General features: G+C 67.3%; 30 protein-coding genes. 4 read left to right on the top strand and 26 right to left on the bottom strand.

All coding sequences use genetic code 11. From position 1 onward, the window contains the following. The 13 genes from ABZ635_RS25965 to ABZ635_RS26025 all read right to left on the bottom strand — a co-directional run. Positions 1 to 104 (bottom strand): single-stranded DNA-binding protein (locus ABZ635_RS25965; protein ID WP_357768985.1); only part of this gene is annotated, 104 nt, incomplete at its 3' end. Between the two features lie 2 nt (positions 105 to 106). Next, positions 107 to 394 carry a hypothetical protein gene (locus ABZ635_RS25970; RefSeq protein WP_357769722.1) on the bottom strand — a complete coding sequence of 96 codons (288 nt, stop codon included), beginning with the start codon at positions 392 to 394 and terminating at the stop codon, positions 107 to 109. 155 nt (positions 395 to 549) lie between these two features. After that, positions 550 to 714 (bottom strand): hypothetical protein, encoded by a 165-nt coding sequence (locus ABZ635_RS25975; RefSeq protein ID WP_357769724.1) that lies wholly within the window; start codon positions 712 to 714, stop codon positions 550 to 552. Continuing rightward, complete coding sequence (locus ABZ635_RS25980) at positions 714 to 1,244, bottom strand: WhiB family transcriptional regulator (RefSeq protein WP_357769726.1); 531 nt, start codon at positions 1,242 to 1,244, stop codon at positions 714 to 716. Before ABZ635_RS25980 ends, ABZ635_RS25975 begins: the two co-directional genes overlap by 1 nt. Then, entirely contained in the window at positions 1,241 to 1,513 is a 273-nt protein-coding gene (locus ABZ635_RS25985) for a hypothetical protein (RefSeq protein WP_357769771.1), read from the bottom strand. The genes ABZ635_RS25980 and ABZ635_RS25985 overlap by 4 nt, the downstream gene beginning before the upstream one ends. Before the next feature lie 47 nt (positions 1,514 to 1,560). Continuing rightward, positions 1,561 to 2,265: an ATP-binding protein gene (locus ABZ635_RS25990; RefSeq protein ID WP_357769727.1), complete on the bottom strand. Its 705-nt coding sequence runs from the start codon at positions 2,263 to 2,265 to the stop codon at positions 1,561 to 1,563. Next, on the bottom strand, positions 2,265 to 3,248 hold the full coding sequence (locus ABZ635_RS25995; protein WP_357769729.1) for a hypothetical protein: 984 nt from the start codon (positions 3,246 to 3,248) through the stop codon (positions 2,265 to 2,267). The genes ABZ635_RS25990 and ABZ635_RS25995 overlap by 1 nt, the downstream gene beginning before the upstream one ends. A gap of 37 nt (positions 3,249 to 3,285) precedes the next feature. Continuing rightward, a complete protein-coding gene (locus ABZ635_RS26000) occupies positions 3,286 to 4,155 on the bottom strand; it encodes a GIY-YIG nuclease family protein (RefSeq protein ID WP_357769730.1) in 870 nt (289 codons plus the stop codon). 112 nt (positions 4,156 to 4,267) lie between these two features. Continuing rightward, entirely contained in the window at positions 4,268 to 4,621 is a 354-nt protein-coding gene (locus ABZ635_RS26005) for a hypothetical protein (RefSeq protein ID WP_357769732.1), read from the bottom strand. Between the two features lie 57 nt (positions 4,622 to 4,678). Then, complete coding sequence (locus ABZ635_RS26010) at positions 4,679 to 4,987, bottom strand: hypothetical protein (RefSeq protein ID WP_357769734.1); 309 nt, start codon at positions 4,985 to 4,987, stop codon at positions 4,679 to 4,681. Positions 4,988 to 5,057: 70 nt separating this feature from the next. Next, positions 5,058 to 5,267 carry a hypothetical protein gene (locus ABZ635_RS26015; RefSeq protein ID WP_357769735.1) on the bottom strand — a complete coding sequence of 70 codons (210 nt, stop codon included), beginning with the start codon at positions 5,265 to 5,267 and terminating at the stop codon, positions 5,058 to 5,060. Then, complete coding sequence (locus ABZ635_RS26020; protein WP_357769737.1) at positions 5,267 to 5,452, bottom strand: hypothetical protein; 186 nt, start codon at positions 5,450 to 5,452, stop codon at positions 5,267 to 5,269. The genes ABZ635_RS26015 and ABZ635_RS26020 overlap by 1 nt, the downstream gene beginning before the upstream one ends. Positions 5,453 to 5,492: 40 nt before the next feature. Beyond that, positions 5,493 to 5,705, bottom strand: a complete 213-nt coding sequence (locus ABZ635_RS26025) for a hypothetical protein (RefSeq protein WP_357769738.1) — start codon at positions 5,703 to 5,705, stop codon at positions 5,493 to 5,495. Between the two features lie 121 nt (positions 5,706 to 5,826). On the opposite strand from ABZ635_RS26025, the gene ABZ635_RS26030 reads away from it, so the two are divergent. Continuing rightward, positions 5,827 to 6,042 (top strand): hypothetical protein, encoded by a 216-nt coding sequence (locus ABZ635_RS26030; RefSeq protein ID WP_357769739.1) that lies wholly within the window; start codon positions 5,827 to 5,829, stop codon positions 6,040 to 6,042. A 53-nt stretch (positions 6,043 to 6,095) separates the two neighbouring features. On the opposite strand, the gene ABZ635_RS26035 is transcribed toward ABZ635_RS26030, so the two are convergent. The 13 genes from ABZ635_RS26035 to ABZ635_RS26095 form a co-directional block, all read right to left on the bottom strand. After that, positions 6,096 to 6,281: a hypothetical protein gene (locus ABZ635_RS26035; protein ID WP_357769740.1), complete on the bottom strand. Its 186-nt coding sequence runs from the start codon at positions 6,279 to 6,281 to the stop codon at positions 6,096 to 6,098. Next, positions 6,278 to 6,586 carry a hypothetical protein gene (locus ABZ635_RS26040; protein ID WP_357769741.1) on the bottom strand — a complete coding sequence of 103 codons (309 nt, stop codon included), beginning with the start codon at positions 6,584 to 6,586 and terminating at the stop codon, positions 6,278 to 6,280. The genes ABZ635_RS26035 and ABZ635_RS26040 overlap by 4 nt, the downstream gene beginning before the upstream one ends. Positions 6,587 to 6,642: 56 nt before the next feature. After that, complete coding sequence (locus tag ABZ635_RS26045; RefSeq protein ID WP_357769744.1) at positions 6,643 to 7,341, bottom strand: WhiB family transcriptional regulator; 699 nt, start codon at positions 7,339 to 7,341, stop codon at positions 6,643 to 6,645. After that, the gene (locus ABZ635_RS26050; protein ID WP_357769746.1) at positions 7,338 to 7,865 is read right to left on the bottom strand and encodes a crossover junction endodeoxyribonuclease RuvC; all 528 of its coding nucleotides are present in this window, start codon (positions 7,863 to 7,865) and stop codon (positions 7,338 to 7,340) included. The genes ABZ635_RS26045 and ABZ635_RS26050 overlap by 4 nt, the downstream gene beginning before the upstream one ends. Positions 7,866 to 7,931: 66 nt before the next feature. Next, the gene (locus ABZ635_RS26055; protein WP_357769748.1) at positions 7,932 to 8,123 is read right to left on the bottom strand and encodes a hypothetical protein; all 192 of its coding nucleotides are present in this window, start codon (positions 8,121 to 8,123) and stop codon (positions 7,932 to 7,934) included. Next, complete coding sequence (locus ABZ635_RS26060) at positions 8,120 to 8,971, bottom strand: hypothetical protein (RefSeq protein ID WP_357769750.1); 852 nt, start codon at positions 8,969 to 8,971, stop codon at positions 8,120 to 8,122. The genes ABZ635_RS26055 and ABZ635_RS26060 overlap by 4 nt, the downstream gene beginning before the upstream one ends. Next, a complete protein-coding gene (locus ABZ635_RS26065) occupies positions 8,964 to 9,170 on the bottom strand; it encodes a hypothetical protein (protein ID WP_357769752.1) in 207 nt (68 codons plus the stop codon). Before ABZ635_RS26065 ends, ABZ635_RS26060 begins: the two co-directional genes overlap by 8 nt. Continuing rightward, complete coding sequence (locus ABZ635_RS26070; protein ID WP_357769754.1) at positions 9,167 to 10,057, bottom strand: hypothetical protein; 891 nt, start codon at positions 10,055 to 10,057, stop codon at positions 9,167 to 9,169. The genes ABZ635_RS26065 and ABZ635_RS26070 overlap by 4 nt, the downstream gene beginning before the upstream one ends. Further along, positions 10,054 to 11,001, bottom strand: coding sequence for a lambda-exonuclease family protein (locus tag ABZ635_RS26075; RefSeq protein WP_357769756.1), 948 nt, complete (start codon positions 10,999 to 11,001; stop codon positions 10,054 to 10,056). The genes ABZ635_RS26070 and ABZ635_RS26075 overlap by 4 nt, the downstream gene beginning before the upstream one ends. An 85-nt stretch (positions 11,002 to 11,086) precedes the next feature. Beyond that, a complete protein-coding gene (locus tag ABZ635_RS26080; protein WP_357769758.1) occupies positions 11,087 to 11,365 on the bottom strand; it encodes a hypothetical protein in 279 nt (92 codons plus the stop codon). Then, positions 11,362 to 11,589, bottom strand: coding sequence for a hypothetical protein (locus tag ABZ635_RS26085; RefSeq protein WP_357769760.1), 228 nt, complete (start codon positions 11,587 to 11,589; stop codon positions 11,362 to 11,364). The genes ABZ635_RS26080 and ABZ635_RS26085 overlap by 4 nt, the downstream gene beginning before the upstream one ends. 142 nt (positions 11,590 to 11,731) lie before the next feature. Continuing rightward, positions 11,732 to 12,001 (bottom strand): helix-turn-helix domain-containing protein, encoded by a 270-nt coding sequence (locus ABZ635_RS26090; protein ID WP_357769762.1) that lies wholly within the window; start codon positions 11,999 to 12,001, stop codon positions 11,732 to 11,734. Next, positions 11,998 to 12,252, bottom strand: a complete 255-nt coding sequence (locus tag ABZ635_RS26095) for a helix-turn-helix transcriptional regulator (RefSeq protein WP_357769764.1) — start codon at positions 12,250 to 12,252, stop codon at positions 11,998 to 12,000. Before ABZ635_RS26095 ends, ABZ635_RS26090 begins: the two co-directional genes overlap by 4 nt. Positions 12,253 to 12,427: 175 nt before the next feature. Here ABZ635_RS26095 and ABZ635_RS26100 point away from each other — a divergent pair, with 175 nt between their 5' ends. The 3 genes from ABZ635_RS26100 (at position 12,428) to ABZ635_RS26110 (ending at position 15,139) form a co-directional block, all read left to right on the top strand. Beyond that, on the top strand, positions 12,428 to 12,970 hold the full coding sequence (locus ABZ635_RS26100; protein ID WP_357769766.1) for a helix-turn-helix transcriptional regulator: 543 nt from the start codon (positions 12,428 to 12,430) through the stop codon (positions 12,968 to 12,970). A gap of 366 nt (positions 12,971 to 13,336) precedes the next feature. Next, the gene (locus ABZ635_RS26105) at positions 13,337 to 13,528 is read left to right on the top strand and encodes a hypothetical protein (RefSeq protein ID WP_357769767.1); all 192 of its coding nucleotides are present in this window, start codon (positions 13,337 to 13,339) and stop codon (positions 13,526 to 13,528) included. 162 nt (positions 13,529 to 13,690) lie between these two features. Then, positions 13,691 to 15,139 (top strand): hypothetical protein, encoded by a 1,449-nt coding sequence (locus tag ABZ635_RS26110; RefSeq protein ID WP_357769769.1) that lies wholly within the window; start codon positions 13,691 to 13,693, stop codon positions 15,137 to 15,139. The last annotated feature ends 167 nt before the right edge of the window (positions 15,140 to 15,306 follow it).

Raw genomic sequence — 15,306 nt, forward strand, 5'->3', positions numbered from 1 at the left:
GAGGCCACTCGGAAGTTGGCGACCGCGGCTCCACTGGGCGTGAAGCGCAGTTCAGGGTCGTCGACGAGGTTGCCGACGAGCGTGATCTGGGTTTCTCCGGCCATGGTCAGAACTCCTTGGTGGTGGTGGGGTCGGGCAGGGTGTGGCCAGCGCGGCGGAGGTCCTCGATCAGGTCGCCGGAGTCGAGGCCTCCGTACTCGCTGCTGCTGTGCGCCCAGTCGGCCACGATCTGGAGGATGCGGCCGTTCTCTTCGCGCAGCTTCCGGTTGGTCGCACGCAGCTGGTCGTTGGTGCGTCCGGCGTCTTCGAGGTACTCCTCGAACCGCCTGCGCGCCTTGACCGCGATGGCGAGCTCTTCGTGAAGGGCGAAGATCCGCCGGTCCGTGTCGGACATGTCCCCTCCTGGGGCTGTAGTGAGCGCCTAGCGCTCATGGTTCCTGAGTGTGGGTGACGCCACCGACAAACCGTGTTCGGGCGGCAGCGTCGATCTGGTGGGCGTATGGGAGACTTGGGGGTGCGCCCCGCCATCTAGACCATGGCGGGGCGCACTCATTCGCCGTCCGGGTCCACCAACAGCAGACCCAGAGCCTCCGCGTACTCCGGGCCGAGCTCCAGCGCGATCGGACGCCCGCTTTCGCCGACACAGCACACGAACACCGTGCCGTCCGGCTCACGGATGACCTCGCGGTCCCAACGAACGATCTCCGGGGACATCAGGCCACCCCCAGCTCTGTGGCAAACGCGACCAGCAGCGCCGCACGATGCTCGGCAGGGAGCCCCCGCAGCACGTGCTTAACCCCCGCACGGTCCCCATCAGCGACCGCGGCTCGCAGGGCCGCGCCGAAGCACCGCACGGACTCCGTCAGGAACCTCTGTTCCCCCAGCGCCTTGACTGCGGCCTGGTCCTGGACCATGTGCCGAGCCGCCTGACGACGGGCCGGGTCCGCGGTCTCACCCACGTGGCCGTCCCACAGGTCCCGGTACGCCGCAGCGACCTTCGGGCGTCGACTGCGGAGGCTGGCGCGGTCGCGTACAGCTGCGATGTGCGCCCGCTCCTCCGTGGTCGCACGTCCGGCAATTCGCCCGTAGGCGCCGGTGGGGTCCGCGAGTGCCGCGTCAAGGCAGGCATCCACGATCGGGCAGTGCTTGCACACAGCCAGGGCTTTCCGTCGCCCGGTCACCGTCTTGGCGCGGAACATGGTCGGGTCGAGGTCGCGGCACGCGGCGCGTTCGTCGTCGATCACGCCGCCACCTGCCCTTGGGCGCTACGGGACAGCGCTTCCTCGTAGATGGCAACCAGGGCGTCTCTACGCGGAGACCGGTTCGGGAGTCCCTGCCACATGGCGGGCGGGATGTAGCCGGTCCACTGGTCCGGGCGCTGGTAGTTCAGCGGGTGCTCCGTGAGCCTGTCCGCGAGGTCCTGGTGCGCGAACACCACCCGACGCCGGTCCGCGTTCGTGGTCACGTCGATCTCCACGCCCCGCCGACTGGCGTGCACCGCGAGCTGCTGCATGACCTTCACGTCCTGCGGAATACCGGGCTCCCCCCGGCCACGGAACATCACGCCGCACGCCCCTGACGGCGGCGATCGTCACCCTTAATCGCAACCCGCTGAGCCATCTCCATCAGCCGAGACGCAACCCGCTCACCCACCCGCTCACCCAAGTCCTTTGGGGCCGCGTTCGACGTGAAGATCGTCGGGAGCTGGTGCTCATACCGGTGATTCACCAGCCTGTAGGTGACCTCTTCGGTCCACTCGGTGACCTTCGCAGCCCCGAGGTCGTCGATGAACGCCAACGGCGCGGACGCGTAGGCCTCGAACACCGCCTCCGAGTCGACACCGGGCCGGGGCCGCATCTTCGCGAACACGTCCGTGATCGACGCCGCCACCGGGCCACACCCGATGCCGACAATCGACAACCGCCGGAGCGCCCCGTAAGCCTGGTGGGTCTTTCCGACCCCCGTCGCGCCGAGGAGCAGCAGCGACGGGCCGCCCTTCAGGTACGGCACCCGAGAGAACTGGTTGGGCTTCGCCAACCCCACGAGGGCATCCACCCACTCCAGGACGCGCTCGTCAGTGGCGTCGGCACGCTGGTACAGGGGCGGGATGAGGTCGTTGGTCATGGACAGGATCGATGCGGTGTCACGGATCGCGGTGAAGCTGTCGCCGCCCTTGTCATCGAGGGCGTTGAAGTCCGGGATCGCAGGGGTGATGTGGGGGAACGCGGCGCGCGCCCGGTTGATGAGGTCGAGGTTGTCAGCCATCAGAGAAGGTCCTCGTCGTAGACGTCTTGGTTGGTCGGGTTCTGGTAGGGCTGGTAGCCGTCGCCTGAGGCACGCTGGAGCTGGTTGCCGTACTCGTCGAGCCAGCACTCCTTGTTCAGCCACGTCGCCGGGTACTTGACGAAGCCCCGTGCAACGTTTCGGTCGAAGGCGATGTAGCGGTCGCGGCCATCGAGTAGCTCTTGCGCCGTGGCCTTCTTGCGAGCCTTCTTGTAGGCCGTCTTGGCGGCGCCTGGCTCCTTCTTCAGCGGGTAGCCGCCGTACCACTCCTGGAACTCGGATTCGAGGGCGTCACCACTCATCCGAGCGGAGCGAGGGGATGTAGTTTCCTTTCCTTTCCCTGTTCCCTGTTCCTTTCCTTTCCGGTCGTGAGCCTTCAGTGAGGACTCACTGAGTTCTCCGTGAGTGCCTTCTGAGGTGGTGTTTTCGCTGGTGAACATGGGGAGAACGACCGCCCCGGGGTAAGGCTGGGCATCCTCAGGCACCCCAACCCCGAATTCGGACATTTCAGGCGTGACGTGAGGCGTGAATGAGCCCTCACCCGTTTCCTTGTGAGGCTCGCGTGAGTCCTCACTGAGCCCTCCGTGAGTCCTCACTGAGCATTCATTGAGCCCTTTTGGGGTCTGCTCCCCCTTTTCCGGCGCCGGGAACTTCGACGGCGTCGGACGATTGATCCGCTGGTGCTCCTGCCACCCAGAGACCGCGATGAACTTCTTGCCGTCGACCGCGTACCGCAGGACGAGACCGGCGTCGCTGATCTCCCACAGGTCGACGTCAACGTCCTTCGCGGTGCGGTCGTCGAGCGGCCATACCGCGGCCTTGACGAGGCGGGCGTCGTCAACGCACCGCCCCTCGTCGTCGACGTGGGTCCACAGCCCGATGAAGGTCAGCCGGGCCTCCTTGGTGAGGTCAGCGATGGTGAGGCTGGTGAAGAAGTCAGGCTTGATGGTGCGGATGCGCGGCATCTGATGCGCCCCCCGGTGGTCGGCTCGTTCGAATGGGTTAGCGGGAAAGGAGTTCGCGCCAGCGGTACTCGGTGGTCGGCGCTTCTGCTGGCGTCCAGGTGCCGAGCAGACACCCAACGGCGGCCTCGATCACCTCGCGGCAGTCAGCGGGGAGGGGGAAGATCGCGTCCATGCCGGACCTGTCCTGAGCCCATGCGAGACACTTCTGTCCGTCTGGGGAGGACGCCAGAAAGTCGGTCAGGGCTTCCAGGTCGCGCTGCTTGGTGGACATGAGCTCTTTGGCGAGCTGGTGCGCGCGGACGGTGATCTCGTGGGCATGGGCGCGGGCCATCTCCGGCTCGGACCGGGCCTTCGACGTGAACTGCTCGACCTCGGAAGGGATGAAGGAGGCCAGGTAGACGTTCGCGTCGTTCAGGTCTTCGAGGCCTTGCGCATGCATGCGGCCGGGAACGGCAGGAAGGTGGTCAGCGACCGTGGAGTCCTCAACCCATCCGAGCCCTTCGGATGCCTCCACGATCTCGATGTAGCTGTATCCCCGCTCGATGGCCGCGTCGACCTGCTTGCGAAGGTCCTCGAAAAACTCGCGCGACACCTCTCGGTCCCCGGACGCGGCGATGGCCGCTCCCATGTGGACGCGGTCCTCGTAGGTGCATTCGTCCTCGTCAACGTCGCGGACGCGCTTGTTGCGGATGTTGTGCTGGGGGCTTTCGACGCGGATGGCGCGCTTCTCGGCGGCGAGCACGCTGTCGCGGTCGTCGTACCAGTCGAGAGAGATGCCGCGGATGTCGGTCCACCAGTGCTTCTCTTTGGCGTGCTCGGTGAACCGTCGGCTGGGGTCGTTGGTAATGCCGGTGTAGAGGAGCTGTCCACTGTCGTTGTAGAAGCGGTAGAGGGCCAGCTTGCTCACTCGATCTCCTTCGGGGGTCTCGGTCTGGTCTGTGTTGGCGCCCGCCCGTGGGTTGCGCACGGGGACCGGCTGGATCCGGCGGGCTGCGGCGGGAACCCGGCCGCGGGGTCGGTCAGGACATCGCGGTGAGCTCCACGGGGAACCCCTGGTACATGCCGATCGCGGCCAGGACTCCGTCGTTGTCGGTGATGGACCAGGACCCGATCACCGCAGCCCACGCCTCGATCGCAGTCCGGCGCTCGACGGGGTCCTCATGACGGATGACGCCGATGAACTGGACCCGACCGGGCTTGTACTCGCGGGCATCCCAGAGGATGGGGTGGTCGGTTTCGCGCTCCAGCCACGGCAAGACCTTGCGGGCCTGCTCGGGGGTGGGCTTTGCGGGCTGGTGCGGGTTGGTGAGGGCGCCGGACATGAACGCGTTGATGGCTTCGGCCTGGTGGAGTGCGGCGCTGTGGCTGCTCACGTGGTTCTCCTTCGGGGTGGGGCCGGGGCGCGCGCGGCGCCCCAGCCGGGGGTTGGGTTAGCTGGTGCGGGTGACCGTGTAGGCGGGGGCGTGCGAGGCCAGCAGCGCCGCGGCCAGAACCACCACAGCCGGAGTGGTGTCTTCCGAGGTGACGTCGACGCTGATACGGGCGCCCACGGCCGCGGGGATGACCTGGATGTCGTGGGCGCCCTGGTAGATGTACGCCGCGCACCGGACGGCGTCGGTGTGGGTGGGTGCGGTGACGGTCTCCAGGAACGGCTGGTCGTCGGGGTGGAAGGTGACCAACACGGGGTAGTGCCGGCCGGTCAGGTAGGCCAGGGGCTGCTCGTTGGTCTGGGCGCTCACGGTGGTTCTCCTTGGTCGGTACGGTGGTCGCGGGCCCCGGGTGCTTTCTCCATCCGGGGCCCGCCGTGTGTCAGGTCCGCGAGGCGACCGCGGTAGCGGAGGAGCATCCGGGGCAGCGCAGGACGTTGTCGATGAGGGTCCAGTTGCCGTGTTCGACGGCGCGCTCGATGGCGTCATCGGGGCTGGCAAAGTGCTCGGGGCCGTCGAAGTTTTCCCAGGGGCTGCAGCCGTCGTCGATGTCGCAGTGGATGGTGAAGCAGGCGGCGGGTCGGATTGCCATCAGGCGGCCTTTCGGAGTTGGGCGGCGGCGAGGCGTCGCTGGGAGCGGGTGAGGAGGGGCCCGTGGTCGAAGAGGCGGATGCTGGCGGCCATGAGCCGGTCGATGCGAGCGCGTTCGGTGGCGTCTTGGCGGCGCTGTTCGAGGTAGTGGTCGAGCGCACTGGCGATCTGCTGGTGGGGGGTCACGGGTCCTCCTTCGTTGGGGCGGGTGCCCTTGGCGATGGGGTCAACGGGCGTCGAAGTGGGCGATGATGTCGCGGATCTCGTCGGCGGTGGCGTTGGGGGCGATGCGGGATCGAAGCTCACTCATGAGCTGGTCAGCGATGTACTCGGGCAGCCGGTCGGCGCTGGACCAGTCGGCGGGTTCCCAGCCGTCTTCGATGGACCAGGTGAGGTTGTGGCGGGCGGCCATTCGGGCGGTGGCGAGCAGGTGACCCATGAGGTTCTCCTTGGCTTGTGACTACGGATCAGAAGGTCGGTGGGGGCGGTTGCCCTTGGCGATGGCTCAAATGTACATCAGCTCTTCCTGTACATCAAGAGCGAATGTTAAAGTGCTCTCCATGGACACCAACCAGACCGACCACCCGATCGTCGAAGCCCGCGCCAACATGGCTCAGATCCACAGCGCGGTAGAGCTCCTCCGGCGCGTCTACTTCCTCACCGCACGCAAGAAGCGCAAGGTCGCACTCGTGCCTGTTGACCTTGGAGAACTCATCGAGAAGGCTGGCGGCCCCGACAGGGTCGCTGAGTTGCTCAAGGAGCATGTGGAGGACTGATGCAGGAGCATCGCCCGCCCGCACCACGTCCGGTGCGGGCTTTTCGGCGTGCGTCATGGCCACTGGCCGTCCGTGGGCGCGTACCGGACGAGTCTCGCGGCGTAGTCCTGGCCCTGCTCCCGGAGCATCACCGCGAGCTCGCGGGCGAACTGCGTGCGGACCGCCTGGTCGTGGACACTCTCGGGGTCGGTCTGGTCGGTGGTGGCGGGAGCCGTGAACACGTCGTAGTCGTGGCTCATCGCGCGACCCCCTGCCACACCCGAACCGGGTGCCCGTGCGTCCTCGGGTCGGTGGAGGCCACGTAACCGACCGGGCGGATCAGGCCCCGCTCGGCCGCCATGCGAAACCTTCCACCGACCGCGTTCGGCCGGATGCCTTCGGGGAGCTGCGCCCGGAGTGAGTTCGCGGAGAACTCCTCCCCCGTCGCGGCGTACCGGGCGATCAGGGTGTCGAGCTGGGTGATGGCGTCCGGGCTGGAGGCGGAGGTCGCGCGGGCCATGCCCTCGGCCGCGAGCGCGTCCGTGAGGGTCATCTGGGTGGTCATCGGTCCCCTCCTGGGGGTTGGGCCCGCCGTGCGTGTGCACGGCGGGCAGAACAAGGTCAGGCGGCTTCAAGAGTTCGGGGCTGCGCGTCCGGGGCATCAATGTCCACGCCAACCCACGCTTCTGGGGCCGCCCACCCATGAACTGCGGCAGCACCCAGCGGCTCCGGATGGATCTCGCCCTCCAGCGCCAACACCAGCGGGTACGCGACCCGGATCTTGTCGGCGGTCTCCTTGCGGACCTTGCGAATCGTCCCGGATCGCAGCTTCGACAAGAAGCTTTCGCTGACCCCCGACAGGCGGGAGTACGTCTTGATCAGGCGCCCAGCAGCTGATGCGGCCCGAATCCGACGCTCCAACGGGACCGGGGACTCCCACACGACCTTCGGCGGCTTCGGTCTCCGCACGGGAGGCGGCAGCGGGTTCGCTTCGGTCTGGCGCCGACGTTCGGTCGCCGTCTTCCGTGTGCGCCGCCTGTACTCCGCCTCCAGCTGCTCAGGCGTGGCACCGCCGCGCACTCCCCACTGCCGGGGCCCCTCCGCGAGGGCGTCCTCGTAGCAGGACGCGACGACCGGGCACCTGGAGCAGATCTCTCGGGCTCGGGTCTCGCGGGCGTCACGCTCGTGAGGGCGCTCGTGTTCGGCGCCGTAAAACAGGGCGGTGTCCTGCGGTCGGCACGCGGCGCGTTCGGTCCAGGCCCAGCGGTGTGCGTCACCGAGACCCGTGGTCCCTTTGGGTGTGGTGCGGATGTTCTTCATCGGGCGACCTCCATCTGCGGCCACTGCGCTTTGTCGAGGCGGGCGACCTGCGCGGCGGGCAGGTCGAACTCGGGGTGGCCGAGCCACTGGAGTCCAGCGGCGCGCAGCCACCATGCGTCGCACTGGTCGCCGCCCCGGTCGTTGGCGAACTCCTTGGACCCCCACCGGTAGGCGGACCACAGCATCCCGGCCTTGTCGGCGTTGCCCTTGCCCGTGGCGTAGGCCTTGAGCGTTGCGGGGCTGATCAGCGCGTAGGGGATTTCGCGGTCCACGAGCAGGGCCCGAACGGCGCCGTGGACCATGCCGGTGAGACCGGCGGACTTGGCGTGGGTCGGCAGGTCCTCGATGACGACGAGATCGGGCCGGTCGGTGTCGATGGCGTGGGCGACGGCATCGCGGATGCGGCAGAGGCGCCAGTCCCCAAGGCTGGCGGCGCCCTTGATGACGATGGTGGTGCCGTTGGTGAGGGCGATACCGGTGCTGGTGAGGCTGAGGTCTAGGCCGATGACCTTGGGCTTGTCCATGAGGTGTGCTCCTGGGGGTGTGGGTGGCGGCCCGGGCCCCCGCGCCGGGCCGCCGTGGGGGTGTGGTCAGGTGCGCTGGTCGCGCTGGTGGCGGATGCCGTTGGTTTCAGGCCAGTACCGGGTGCCCATCCGAGAGCCCTCGCATGGGGCTTCGCGGTGGCGTTGCTCCAGCTCGGACCACCAGTGGACGGGCAGCTTCTCGTCGGTGCGGACGGTCAGCGCCTGCCCGCACACGGGGCACTCGGCTTGGGCGGTCACGGGCCCTCCCCCATGTCCCGCCTGCGGAGCTGGCGACCGAACTCGTGCCAGTCCTCGCGGCTGTATCCCTTGAGGGCGTCGACGTTCACCCGGATGTGGCCCTGGAGGGCCTCTCCGAGCCCTCGGATAGCTGCTTGGGCTCCACGCATGTCCCTGCGCAGGGTGTCGATCAGTTGGGACTGGGCTTCGAGCGCGTCCGCTTGGTCGGAGGTGAGCTTCTCCAGGGCGGCGAGCCGGGACTCGACGTCCGTGGCGCGGGCGTCCCCCATGCGGAGGCCGTCAGCGAACCCGTTGTCGTAAGCGGTGTCCCGGTCGGCGCTGAGCACCTCGACGTCCTTGCGAAGACGGATGATCTCCTCGGCCAACTCCTGCGGCGACTCGCAGGCGGGGGTGGTGTCGTCGTCGGGGAGCAGCGGCAGAGCGCGGTAGTCCGCACCGTGCATCGGACATTCGATGGACGGGCCCTCGACGTCGATGACATTGCACTTGCACTCTGCGCCTCCGTCGTCGGGGAGCAGCGGAAGGGCGAGGATCTGCCGCTTGATGTCGTAGTCGGCAGTGGGGTCGTCGTCAGCGCACGCAGCAGCTCGTTCGCGCATGGACCGGGCGCCGTGCTCCGCATGAGCCGCGTTCACGGCGTCCCACGTCTCGGTGGTGGTGATCAGGTACGCGTCCCCAGCAAGAGCCAGGGCGGCGCGGGCCAGTGCAACGGCGGCCGCCCCCTCAGGGGCGAGGACCTGCAAACTGTGCTCGCCCTCGTCGTCCCGGTACGTGATGGTGATCCCGTAAGTGGTGACACGGAGGTCGTCGCCGTTCGCGTCGCTGTAGGTGTACGGCAGCTCAGCCATGGGGGTTCTCCTTCGCGGCGGCCTTGCGGGCCTGCGCGCGGTCAACCAGCGCCAACAGGTACTCATCAGGGGTGAGGCCACGCGCCCACTCGCCGTGGTGCGCGGCCTCGTCAGCAGCGATGTCCTCCAGCGCCGCACGAGCGTCCGGGACCTCGCGAACACCGACACGGGCGATCAGGTCAGCCCTCGCGCGGCTCATGACTCGGCCCCCACGTACTCGCCGTAGGTCGCCTCGTCCTCGGGCACGACCTCGGCGTCCGCGATCTCCGGGTCCTCTGCCTGCCGGTCCCGCTCTTGGAGGCGCGCGTCCAAGGCCTCGATGACCTTGCTGACCTCCGCCTCGGACAGGTCAGCGCGCGACGTGACCTCCCGGCCGACGACCTCGCTGGCGAACGGGAGAGCCTCCTCCCGGCCGAAGCCAAGCATCCGCATCAGGCGGCCCATCTGGTTCATGAGCTCCAGGTCCACAGGCGGCTTCTCCGGGTCCGCAGCCTCGGTCTCCGCGACCGCCTCAGCGATCGTCGCGCCCGCCCGCTTCTGTGCCGGAGCGACATCCAGGACGTTGCCGTCCGCGTCGACCTCCGCGCCCATCTCCTCAGCGGAGTGGGAGAACCCGAGCAGGGCTTCCTCGCACGCCTCACGAGCGACCTCGGTGATCGCGCGGGCCTTGAGCATCGCCTCGGGGTATGCCTTCCACACGTTCTTGCCAGCGACCCCGGCCTTGCGGGCACGGTCCATGTCCCACCGAGACTCGAACGTCCACTCCGGGTCGTCGGACCGGATGATCTGCGCGATCGCAACAGGCCCGGCCTGGCCGCGCTCGACCTTGACCCGCAGCCTGTGGCCCGCACGGCGAACCATCGCGCTGATCAAGCCCGAGGACGGGGACGGCTTGCCCTCGATGACGTGCACAGAGTTCATGGCCTGGACGGCGTCAAGCCCGAGGGACTGGCCGTAGTCGACGGCGTAGAGAACGTTTGCGGGCTTCCTGCGGTACTCCTTGGGGAGCATGTCGGCCTCAGCGAGCGCCTTGGCGTAGGCGATGCGCTTGTCGAGGTTGTCCTGACGGATGGCGATCTCGGTCATGCTGCGAACTCCTCGGCGATGAAGTCAGTGGACGGCGGGCACTTGCGGTCGGCTTCGACCCAGGGGGTGCCGCCCTGCTTGCTCTTGCGGGCCGCGATACGGAAGCCCAGGAACTCGGCGCGTTTGGCGTCACCCATCCACTCGCCCATCCGGGAGCGGACGAGGTTCCAGGTCGCCTTGGCGTCAGCGAGGGCGTCGCGTGCGGCGGTGAACTCGACCACCTGGTCGTGGGAGAGCTGGACTTCCCGGTCATCGATGTCGGGGTGCAGCTCGCGCACGGTCTGGTACGTGGAGTCGGTGGTGTCCTTGTCGGGGGCTTCACCGAACAGCAGCGAGTCGAGAAAGGCTTCAGCGTGGGCGCGGAGGATCTTGGCGTCGGCGGGGTCGTACTCCACGACGTAGTGCCGGAACTCCAACCTCGCGGTCAACACCGCGACGTGCGCGACCTTGAGCCCGAGGCAGTCGAGATACCAGAGGATCTGCGTGCGGTAGTAGAGGGGGATCTGCTCGGTGCCCTCGACTCCCCATGTGCCGGGGTCGTCTTGGGCGTCGGTCTTGATCTCCAGAACCCCCACCACGCGCCCGTCCTGGACGAGCAGCCCGTCGGGGTTCGCGAGCTGGTAGTCACGCTCGACGTGCGTGTACGTGCCGCCCGTGACGACCTCGAACTCGGGGTTGCTATCGGCCCACCAACGGCGGATGCCGTCCTCCAAGTAGTGGCCCCGGGACTGCGCGGCCGTGGTCTCGCCGTCCTTCACGAGACCGGCCTTGAGGTGCCACAGCCGGTACGGGGACACCCACGGGGAGCGCCCGAGAACGGCGGCCATGTCCGACCCACCAAGGCGGGACGCGCGGGCGGCGTGCCACTCAGGGGACCCGGACTCCCACGAGCCGAGGAGGCGTCCAGTGGGGGTGGTGAGGGTGCGCTCGTCGATGGCGGTCACTGGTCGTCTCCCTCGTCATCGCGCTGCCAGTCGGCCTGGGTGTCGTTGTGCTCGCGCATCAGCGGGCCGTAGTCGTCGTCGGGAGTCACGACTCGCCCTCCCCCACAGCGATCCGGTCCAGGTCCTCGTTCACCGAGTCCACGAACTCTGCGTCGCGCCTGTGCGCCTCCCGATGCTGCTTGCGGAGCACGTGACCACGCACCCCGATCCGCCCAAGCACGGCGCCGATCTCATCCGACAGGTCGTCGGCATAGACGTCCTCGTACAGGCCAAGCAGCTCCACAGCCTCGGCAGCCATGCGGGTAATGCTGGCCAGCTCGGACCGGATCATCGCGGGGGTCATGTGCGTCATCGGCTCGCTCATCGCAAACCTCCGTGGGAGTCAGCGCCGAACTCGCGCACCATGAACTCGCGGGCCTCCAGCACCGTGGACGCCTGCGCGAGCGAGTTCCGGAGGGTGTCGAGCTGAGCCCGCACCTCCTCTAACGGGCCGGACATGCCCAGGACCAACCGGTCACCGCCGGTCCCGACGATGTCGATGTCGAGGCGGAGTTCTCCGGGGAGGGTGTCGACCAGGCGAGGCGCCATGTGCGCCACGTCTGGGATGTGCGCCTCCGTCAAGCGGGGCCGGGGTATCGGGGTATCGTGCTTCACGGCACTGCTCCTTTGTGTGGTGGTGCCATCGCCCTCGTCCGGGTGCATCCGGGCGGGGGCTCTTTCATGTGCGAGGTCAGGCGGTCTTGCGGCGACGGTTTGGGCCACGCGGCTTGCGTGGCACCAAGTGCGCCACGCCCCCGAGAACCGGGCGCGGAACGGACTTACGCGGCGTCTCCGCTTCGAGGCGTCGGATGATCTCCGCCAGGTGCTCATCGGTGAACCGGTACTGGCGGGCCACCCAGATGTGGGGGAGTTCGCCCTTCGCGCACCTGCGCTGGAGGTATCGCTCGTTGAGCTGGAGCTTGGCTGCGGCTTCGGGGAGCGTGTACAACAGCGGGCTCATGCGGCACCTCCAATGCGGTCCGGCTTGCGTTCCAGGACCACGCGGGGGCATCCGAGGGCTGCGGCGATGAGCTTGAGATTCGCCGGGGTGGCGTTTCGGGTGCCCGCCTCGATCTCGCTGATGAGGCTGAGCGACACCCCGACCTCCTTCGCAAGCTGGGTCTTGGTGAGACCGGCCTGCTTGCGCGCCCATGTGACTGCTTCGGGCTGGTGATCGAGGGGGTGCTTCGCACTTCTGCGGTCGGTGGCCATGACACGACCATACTGCGAAGGTGTGCGAAGGTCAACGCATTTCGCGCGAAGGTTCACGTGCAATGGGCCGTGACGCACCCCTGGGGGTAATGGTTTACTTACTGGCGGTCCCAATTAGTAATTTCTGTGGGGGTCAGGATTCCTATGAGTGCGAAGGTGTGCGAAGCTGTACGCCATGACTGAGAAGCCGACACCCACGCCCGAAGGGGAGCTGATCCAGACCGCCCTCAAGCGGGCGAAGGTCAGCGCCCGTCAAGCGGCGGACCGCGCAGGGATCAGCGAAGCCCGATGGCGGCAGATCGCGAACGGCTATCAAGTCGTCTCCAAGGGCGTCTACATCCCCGTGTCGGGTCCGGCAGAGACGGTCGCCGCCATGGCCGACGCTGCGGGCGTCACGGCCGATCAGCTCGTTGGAGCGGGGCGCGACGACGCCGCAGCTGAGCTCCGCCTCCTGCGCGAGCCCAGTTCTCCCCCAGCGCCTGTCGGTGGTGACTGGGCCGATGAGATCGTCGGTCCGGATGCGCCGCTCTTCGATGGCGAGACACTTCGGTGGCGCGACGAGGAGAACGCTCGGATCTTTCAGCTGTCCACGCGCGGCTTGAGCTTCGAAGCGGGTCTCGCGCCAGGCTCCGATCCTGCTGACGTGATCGATGACCTTCGGCGGACGCTCGCCGACCGCGTGGCCGATGTGAGCAGTGATCTACTGCGACGCCGGTGATGATTTTGTGACCGAATTTGTGACCAAGAGTGCCTATGCGACAAGGGATGCGACTCTTGGTGACCAGTTCGGTCACGATGCGGAGTTTTACCTACTAAGGGCGACCCGTTATGGTGTGTGACCCAGGTCACATTTTGAACATGTGGCCGCACCCGAAACCGACAACGGCGTCGGCTCGGATCTAGGGGGAGATCACCATTGAAGAGACTGCTCTACCCACCCAGTAACCCATTCCGCCCCGTCTTCGTGCAATCTCGGGAGGTCCTATCGCCCAACCACGGGGTCACTGACGTCCTCAGAACAGACACACACACCCTCATCAGCGTTCACCCCGGAGCACCCACCCCACAGGCCACGACCGAGATCGTGGCCGCCCTCGACCCCGACCACGAGCTCGGCAGTTGGATCATCCCGTTCGCCACCGAAGCGATCGACCTCAGCGCTTTCCGCGCCGCCCCCGTCGCCTACCTCCAAGCACGGCATCCAGCCATGCTGAACATCCGCTGCTTCGACCACTACATCCCGCCCGCCATGCGGACCCCCTGGGCGAAGCTCTAGACCCACACTGAAGAGGCCCCCGACCCTTCCCCCGGGGGATCTCACAACACATCCCCCCGCAGATGAGCCCCGACCGCACGTCGGGGCGTTGTTGTGTCTACCCCTCCCGACCGTCGTCCTCACAGTGCAAGATGGAAGTCACACACCCCTGAGGAGACGTCCGTGGCCTACGCCGAGAAGCTGGTGAAGTCCTGGCGCGCGTGCTGGAAGAACGCCGCAGGAAAAATCGAGAAGCGATCTGGCTACCCCACGAAGAAGAAGGCCCTCGACTACGCCAAAGAGCAGGAAGTCGAAGCCTCCCGCCGCGGCAGTGCCCGCGAGGACGCCTCGCAAATGCTCGTGCGCGACTGGGTCGAAGAGTGGTACGCAGGCCTGGACCTGGAGCTCAACACCATGCTCGGGTACCAAAGCATCCTGACGAACCACATCCTCCCTCGCTGGGGCGAGACCCGCATGCGGGAGCTCGCGACCTCTGACGCTCAGATCAGGGCGTGGGCGAAGAGTCTGCATGACGCGGGCTACACGTACCGGACCGCGACCGGCATCGTCAGTCTCCTCGGCACCCTGTGCGCGGACGCAATGGACGCAGGCCTCATACACCGCAACCCGGCCGTGGCCCGACGCAACCGCGGCAAGTACACCTCCCGGCGTGAGGCCACGACGCGCCCAGCGACGATCGTCAATCCATTCACTGCGCTTCTGCTAGCAGAGCGCGCGGCGGTTCTCACAGGCAGGGACGACGAGTTCATCCTCCTCACGAGCATGTACTACACGGGCATGCGCATCAGTGAGGCGATGGCTGTTGAGCTGGAGTCCGTCAGTGGCAAATACCCGCTCCAGAAGCAGTTGTCCCGAGGCCGTAAGACGAAGGTCTTCTACAGCAAAGGCCCGAAGTTCGACTCCAAGCGCACCATCGACATCCCCGAATTCCTCTTGGGGTTGTGGCGGCTTCAGGCCCGGCAGGTGGTCCATCACGAGGTCCCCGAGGGGGCTCAGTGGTGCCCGTGCGGAGACGATGTGCCCGAGGACAACCGGCACGCCCCCGGGGTCCACCTGTTCACGGGCGACGTGTGGCACCACTGGGATCAGACGGCGTTCCGGTACCGACTGCTCTACCCGGCTGCGTGGGGGAGGTTCTACCCGGGGATGACGGGTGAGCGTCCCGTGTACCAGGCGCCGGACGAGGACGGCGGAGAGCCGGGCCCGTTCGACTGGGACGACGTTCGCGTCGGCGAAGAGCGGGCGGAGGCGGCGGTCGCGTGCTGGGCGCCCATCGCGCCCGACCTGACTCCCCACGGGCTGCGGCACTCGCACAAGACCCTCATGGAGGAGCTGGGGACTCCCAAGCCGCTCATGGACGAGCGCATGGGACACCGAGACCACACGGTGTCGGGGAGGTATTCACATCCGACGGAGGTGATGCGTGGCCATCTCATGGAGGCCCTGGCGGGTGCGTGGAAGGGCGCGCTTGAGCAGCGGCGACAGATGGGCGTGGAGTCGCGGGTTGCCGTCCTTCGAGGGCTCCTGGAGCGGAATCTGGAGTCTCACTCCAGATCCACTCCAGATGGAAAGCCTCGACTCCTGGCAGAGTCTCGGGGTAGAGTGGCCTAAAGCCCTGGCCTTACTGGGGTTTCACAGATCGGCTGATGTGGTCTGATGGCTCCCTGAGGGTAGTTTCTGTAACTGCCCGAAGAAGAGATAGACAGACGGCACACCCCAGCTGATCAGCGAAACCCCAGTTCAGAGGCACTCTTGAGTGTCACTGGGTGGAGTTGGAT

Source organism: Nocardiopsis sp. NPDC007018 (genome assembly GCF_040635075.1).
Classification (GTDB): Bacteria; Actinomycetota; Actinomycetes; order Streptosporangiales; family Streptosporangiaceae; genus Nocardiopsis.

What these genes read in the sequence shown, in the direction of transcription:
- ABZ635_RS25970 (WP_357769722.1), bottom strand. Translation starts at nt 394, where the DNA reads ATGTCCGACACGGACCGGCGGATCTTCGCCCTTCACGAAGAGCTCGCC.
- ABZ635_RS25975 (WP_357769724.1), bottom strand. Translation starts at nt 714, where the DNA reads ATGTCCCCGGAGATCGTTCGTTGGGACCGCGAGGTCATCCGTGAGCCG.
- ABZ635_RS25985 (WP_357769771.1), bottom strand. Translation starts at nt 1,513, where the DNA reads ATGCAGCAGCTCGCGGTGCACGCCAGTCGGCGGGGCGTGGAGATCGAC.
- ABZ635_RS25990 (WP_357769727.1), bottom strand. Translation starts at nt 2,265, where the DNA reads ATGGCTGACAACCTCGACCTCATCAACCGGGCGCGCGCCGCGTTCCCC.
- ABZ635_RS25995 (WP_357769729.1), bottom strand. Translation starts at nt 3,248, where the DNA reads ATGCCGCGCATCCGCACCATCAAGCCTGACTTCTTCACCAGCCTCACC.
- ABZ635_RS26015 (WP_357769735.1), bottom strand. Translation starts at nt 5,267, where the DNA reads ATGGCAATCCGACCCGCCGCCTGCTTCACCATCCACTGCGACATCGAC.
- ABZ635_RS26025 (WP_357769738.1), bottom strand. Translation starts at nt 5,705, where the DNA reads ATGGGTCACCTGCTCGCCACCGCCCGAATGGCCGCCCGCCACAACCTC.
- ABZ635_RS26030 (WP_357769739.1), top strand. Translation starts at nt 5,827, where the DNA reads ATGGACACCAACCAGACCGACCACCCGATCGTCGAAGCCCGCGCCAAC.
- ABZ635_RS26035 (WP_357769740.1), bottom strand. Translation starts at nt 6,281, where the DNA reads ATGAGCCACGACTACGACGTGTTCACGGCTCCCGCCACCACCGACCAG.
- ABZ635_RS26040 (WP_357769741.1), bottom strand. Translation starts at nt 6,586, where the DNA reads ATGACCACCCAGATGACCCTCACGGACGCGCTCGCGGCCGAGGGCATG.
- ABZ635_RS26045 (WP_357769744.1), bottom strand. Translation starts at nt 7,341, where the DNA reads ATGAAGAACATCCGCACCACACCCAAAGGGACCACGGGTCTCGGTGAC.
- ABZ635_RS26050 (WP_357769746.1), bottom strand. Translation starts at nt 7,865, where the DNA reads ATGGACAAGCCCAAGGTCATCGGCCTAGACCTCAGCCTCACCAGCACC.
- ABZ635_RS26060 (WP_357769750.1), bottom strand. Translation starts at nt 8,971, where the DNA reads ATGGCTGAGCTGCCGTACACCTACAGCGACGCGAACGGCGACGACCTC.
- ABZ635_RS26065 (WP_357769752.1), bottom strand. Translation starts at nt 9,170, where the DNA reads ATGAGCCGCGCGAGGGCTGACCTGATCGCCCGTGTCGGTGTTCGCGAG.
- ABZ635_RS26070 (WP_357769754.1), bottom strand. Translation starts at nt 10,057, where the DNA reads ATGACCGAGATCGCCATCCGTCAGGACAACCTCGACAAGCGCATCGCC.
- ABZ635_RS26080 (WP_357769758.1), bottom strand. Translation starts at nt 11,365, where the DNA reads ATGAGCGAGCCGATGACGCACATGACCCCCGCGATGATCCGGTCCGAG.
- ABZ635_RS26085 (WP_357769760.1), bottom strand. Translation starts at nt 11,589, where the DNA reads ATGGCGCCTCGCCTGGTCGACACCCTCCCCGGAGAACTCCGCCTCGAC.
- ABZ635_RS26090 (WP_357769762.1), bottom strand. Translation starts at nt 12,001, where the DNA reads ATGAGCCCGCTGTTGTACACGCTCCCCGAAGCCGCAGCCAAGCTCCAG.
- ABZ635_RS26095 (WP_357769764.1), bottom strand. Translation starts at nt 12,252, where the DNA reads ATGGCCACCGACCGCAGAAGTGCGAAGCACCCCCTCGATCACCAGCCC.
- ABZ635_RS26100 (WP_357769766.1), top strand. Translation starts at nt 12,428, where the DNA reads ATGACTGAGAAGCCGACACCCACGCCCGAAGGGGAGCTGATCCAGACC.